Source organism: Candidatus Electrothrix sp. (genome assembly GCF_052785085.1).
This window is the reverse complement of record NZ_JALAAI010000183.1, coordinates 1-5310: the sequence shown is the minus strand read 5'-3', so window position 1 is coordinate 5310 and position 5310 is coordinate 1. Positions and strand designations below refer to the sequence as shown.

3 protein-coding genes and 1 pseudogene are annotated in these 5310 nt (G+C 46.5%); 3 read left to right on the top strand and 1 reads right to left on the bottom strand.

Annotation, left to right across the window (positions count from 1 at the left end; translation table 11 throughout):
• Positions 1-266: 266 nt before the first annotated feature.
• Together L2082_RS18255 and ppk1 are read left to right on the top strand one after the other, a co-directional pair.
• Entirely contained in the window at positions 267-779 is a 513-nt protein-coding gene (locus tag L2082_RS18255; RefSeq protein WP_446012088.1) for a hypothetical protein, read from the top strand.
• 447 nt (positions 780-1226) lie between these two features.
• Positions 1227-3434 (top strand): polyphosphate kinase 1, encoded by a 2208-nt coding sequence (ppk1, locus tag L2082_RS18250; RefSeq protein ID WP_446010726.1) that lies wholly within the window; start codon positions 1227-1229, stop codon positions 3432-3434.
• A gap of 70 nt (positions 3435-3504) precedes the next feature.
• Here the strand turns inward: ppk1 and L2082_RS18245 are convergent.
• A pseudogene (locus tag L2082_RS18245) lies at positions 3505-4296 on the bottom strand (Fic family protein); the annotation flags it as partial.
• A 376-nt stretch (positions 4297-4672) separates the two neighbouring features.
• Between L2082_RS18245 and L2082_RS18240 the strand changes: the two are divergent.
• Positions 4673-5194 (top strand): YcjF family protein, encoded by a 522-nt coding sequence (locus L2082_RS18240; protein ID WP_446012087.1) that lies wholly within the window; start codon positions 4673-4675, stop codon positions 5192-5194.
• Positions 5195-5310 lie beyond the last annotated feature (116 nt).

The window sequence follows — 5310 nt, the reverse complement described above, 5'->3', positions numbered from 1 at the left end:
ATTGCTGTTCCTTGCTTATTTTCCGACCGTTTTTAAAAACCGGAACCGTGGACCATGCACTTTCCGCAGTACTCAACATTTTCCATCTCCCTTGGTTACCAATGACAAATCGTTTTTTATTACATTGATACCAGAAAAATCTCAAATGTTCATTTTTTTCTGGTGTAAAATTAAAAGATTAACCAGCTAGCAGAAAAAGGCTGTCAGGGGCCTGTCTATGCTTTCTACACGCCTTTCTGAAGATTCGCGACCGGGCGACAAAAGGCTTGAAAGAATGGTTTGAGCCAATCAAGTCAAAGGTATGGGACGCTTACCGCGCACCGACTAAGGCCGCATTCGCACAACGTTTACGGCGATTAAGTGAGTGGGCTGAAAAAGCAGTACCGGATTCACCGATGAAGCAGCATACGCTGGACTTATGCGCTAAACGTGAGCAGTTCAACAGGAGCTACGACTATGAACGTGCTCACCGAACAAGCAATATGGTTGACCGCCTGATGAAGTTTATTGTCAGAGTGTGCTTTGATGCGCAGTATTTTCATGGTACTGACGATTCCGCTGAACAGCATGTTCGGGCAATGGCCTTGCTATGGAATTTCTGTCCATCATCGCCAGCAACGATTAAAAGGCATCAAGGGAAAACTTGCCCTGCTGAACGTCTGAATGGCAAGCGATATGCTGACAATTGGCTGGAAAATTTGTTGGTATCAGCCACTATGAATGGCGGGATAAGAAGGTATCAACAGAAAACGTTACAAACAGGAAGGTTGCGCGTCTGATTGTCCGACATGATTTTTGTTATTCCGAACAAAATTTGAGCATTATTATGCCCATGAGCCTGCTGCATTGCTCGTTGATGAGATAAAAATGACGGGGATTGGTTAAAAAACATAGCAAATGCGCATAACGCCGCATTTTTTATAGAATACTTGAGATTCGGACTGAATTTTCGATAATCCGGGAGATTATCAAATATGCTATGGATCTTGGCGACAAACATATCAAATGTTAATTTGTTGGTATCTGAAGGCATAAGCAGAAGGCTCCTATAATATTGATCATGCCTTTTAATAATACATATTCATCAAATAAAATAGCCTGTTGTCAAATTTAAAATTGCTGCTACAGCGGAAGAATCAGAGCCAGAACGACTCCGTTTGTTGAGCTGAAAGCAGAGTTTTGTAACATCCATCATCCGCAAGCTGCGGTCGAAAAAAGAGAAAGAGATGATTAAAAAAAGCGAGGTTACGGCAAAAGATCCCAAAGAAAAAAAATCTGAGGTTCAGGGTGAAAATATGGGTGAGTTTGATCTCACCTCATCGGAATGGTACCTGAACCGGGAATTGACCTGGCTGGAGTTTAATCGTCGGGTGTTGCATGAGGGCCTGGATGAGCGCACTCCGCTTTTGGAGCGAATCATGTTCCTTGCCATTGTGGGCGGTAATCTTGACGAATTTTTCATGAAGCGGATCGGCGGTCTTAAGCAGCAGGTCGGGGCTGGGGTGCGCAAGCTGACCGTGGACGGTCGCACTCCGGGCGAACAGATCGGCGAATGCCATGAAGTGGTGCGGAGCATCCTGGTAAAGAAAGAACAACTGGAGTCAAAATTACTCAAGAAGCTCTCTGAGCAGAGTATCAGAGTTGCAGAGTATCAGGAACTGAATAAAGAGCAGAAAAAAGAAGTTGATAGCTACTTTCAGGAAAATATTTATCCCCTCCTGACTCCGCAGGGCATGGACCCGGCTCACCCTTTTCCTTTTATCTCTAATCTGTCCATCAATCTGCTGGTGGTCACCAAATACAAGCATGATGATCATCCCTTTCTTAATCGTATTAAGGTGCCTACCGGCGTGGGCATTCCCCGTTTTATCCGTATTGGCAGAGAACATCTTTATATCCGTTTTGAAGACCTGATTGCTCATAATCTTACAGCAGTTTTCCCAGGCCTGGATGTTGAATCCTGCACCTTTTTCAGGGTGACCCGGAACGCCATTACTGAGCAGGACGGAGCAAAGGCCAATGATCTGCTGGATGTGATTGAGACAGCTCTGCGGGATCGTAAATTTGCTGAAATTGTCCGGTTGGAGGTGGATGCAAAAATGTCAGCCTCTCACCGGGGTATGCTGGCTGCTGAATTGGGCATTAACGAGGAAAAAGATGTATTTACCGTGGAAGGTATTATCGGAAAACGGGATCTTTTCGAGATAGCCTCTATTGAGATGCCAGAGCTGCATTATCCTTTGCATCAACCTCTTGACCATTTTCGCCTTTCCGGGGATTCGCGAAATATCTTTCATATTATCCGGGAACAGGGGGCCCTCCTGTTGCAACACCCGTATGAGTCCTTTGACAGTTCTGTACAACGTTTTCTCTGGGAGGCTAGTCGTGACCCCAAGGTGTTGGCCATTAAGATGACCTTATACCGGACCTCAGCTGACTCCCGCATTATTCCCTATCTTCTGGATGCAGCCCAGAACGGCAAGCAGGTGGCTGTGGTGGTTGAGCTTATGGCCCGTTTCGACGAATCTGCCAATATCCGCTGGGCTGAGAACCTGGAAGAGGCCGGAGTGCATGTTACTTATGGGGTGGTTGGTTTGAAAACCCATTCCAAGGTTATTTTTGTGGTACGCCGGGATTTTAATGGCCTGCGCCGGTATGCCCATATTGGTACAGGTAATTATCATGCAGGCACAGCCAGAATCTATTCTGATCTGGGGATACTGACCAGTGACCGGGAGATTGCTCAGGATCTTACTGAGTTGTTTAATTATCTCACCACAGGTTATGCGCCAGAGCGTAATTATCGTAAATTACTGCCTTCCCCCAGAGTATTAAAAAAGGCCCTGCTGGAAAAGATAGAACGGGAAATAGATCATCATAGCAATAAAACACCCGGAAGAATCCAGTTTAAGACCAATGCACTGGAGGATAAGGATATCACAGCAGCCCTGTACAGGGCTGCTATGGCCGGGGTGCAGGTGGATCTGCTTATTCGGGATACCTGTCGTCTTCGCCCTGGTATTCCCGGCTTATCAGACAATGTCCGGGTGGTTTCCATTGTTGGTCGCTTCCTGGAGCATAGCCGTATCTATTATTTTTACAATAAGGGCGAGGAAGAGTATTTTATCGGTTCTGCTGATATTATGAAGCGAAACCTGGAGGATCGGGTGGAAGTGATTACCCCGGTAGAGCCAGAGGAACTGCGTAAAGAGTTGCGGGAGATCCTTGATGTCCAGCTTGCTGATCAACGCAGTGCCTGGGAAATGCAGCCGGACGGAACCTACATCCAATGCACCAGCAAAAAAGAGGCAGCACAGGGCAGTCATGAGATGTTGATCCAGAAGGCGGAAAAACGTTTGTCCGATGCCCTGGCCCTTTTTCGTCTGGAACAGAAGCAGATGGTGAAACGGAAAAAGGGGCGGGGAAAGAAATAAGTTTTCGGGTACAGATGAAAAGCAGAACCGGTTGCCGAGACATGCATCACTCCAGGGCATCAGTTTCCTGCTGATGAATCCTGAGTGCCTGTAATATCTCGGTCAGCATAAAATCAATGAATTCTCCGCAGTCAGCTTGAGAGGTGCTGGTATTGATGGCCTCATAATAATCCTGCTGGTTGTCATGAATCATGGTTTCCACCGGCAATGATAGAAATGCCTCGTGAAGCTGACCGAGAATAAGCGATTGCCAGAATCGCCCCATTCGACCGTTGCCATCGGCAAAAGGATGAATAAACTCGAATTCATAATGAAATACACAGCTACGTATCAAAAGATGATCTTCGGCCTTATTCAGCCAATGGAACAGATCAGCAACCAGGCCAGGGACGCGATGGGCCGGTGGAGCGATGTGGACAAGTTGTGTGTCATTGTCAGCAAAAACACCGACTCCACTGCTCCTGAACTTACCTGGTTCCTCTATCAACGCTGACATCAACACTTCATGCGTCTTCAGAAGATCGTGTATGGAAAAGGGGTCCAGGCTCTCCATCAGATCATATGCGGCAATGGCATTTTTCACTTCCTGAATCTGCCGCAGAGGTGCAACGACCCGTTTTCCGTCAAGCAGATCCGAAACCTGGTTTTCACTCAGAGTATTGCCCTCAATAGCCAACGAAGAGTGAATTGTCTTGACCTTGTTGGCCCGGCGCAGCCGTAATGCGTCATGCTGTTCCAAGCGAATGGAGTAACGCTCAATCAGGCCGGAAATTTCAGCGATCATTGAGATAGCTTTTGCCGATACCGTGAAAGGCGGGACATACTCCTCGGGTGAATTATTCTTTTTTATTTTTCGATACATAGTTATCTGCAAATAAAAACTTCAGGGGGGCGGGATTGCTCCTGTGAGGACTCTGCTGTTCCGCATGTAAAATGGCATGAAAAGGGGAAAAAGGCAAGCGGTTTATCAAGGAGGCAGGTGGGGTCAAGAGGTGGGTAAAGAAGAAAACAGGGGTGAGAAGAAGCATTGGTCGAGTAATTCGCCTGAAAGACCGGGTTGCAGAATCCCACCGTAAGGATTATAGTACGATGCGGTTTCCGCATCAGTACAGGAGGTTCGCAAACCATCCTTGCATATCCGTAACCAGCTTTCGGACATACAAAACAACGAACCGGACGTTCCAGACGAGCTTGGGGATATAGCTACTCACTGTTATTGCACTGCGAGGAGTATAATTATGATAGAAGCTGATGAGCGTGAAGGAGCTGAAGGAGCTTCTGACGAAGAAAAACTTGATATAAAAGCAGAAAAAGACACTGAAGCACAGGAACGCATCCTCTACTATACCTATGGTGGTATGGCAATGGGCCTTGTTCCTTTTCCTTTGCTTGATTTGGCAGCATTAACTGCTCTGCAACTGAAAATGCTGCACAGGCTTTCTGGAATTTATGGAGTTGAGTTCAAAGCGAATTTGGGGCGCTCTGCGAGCACGAGTCTTGTTGGTGGACTGGCTCCTGTTGCCAGTGCTGCTCCTGTTGCAGCCAGTCTGTCCAAGTTTATTCCTGGGGTAGGCCATGTCCTGTCCTATGGAACCTTGGTGGCCTTAAACGGAGCCTCAACCTATGCTGTGGGGCAAGTGTTTGCCCGTCATTTTTCATCAGGCGGCACCTTTTTTACCTTTGATCCTGAAACAACGCGTGACTATTTTACTGAGCAGTATGAAAAGGGAAAAGGCGTTGTCAATTCAACAGGCCCCTGACAGCCTTTTTCTGCTAGCTGGTTAATCTTTTAATTTTACACCAGAAAAAAATGGACATTTGAGATTTTTCTGGTATTAATGTAATAAAAAACGATTTGTCATTGGTAACCAAGGGA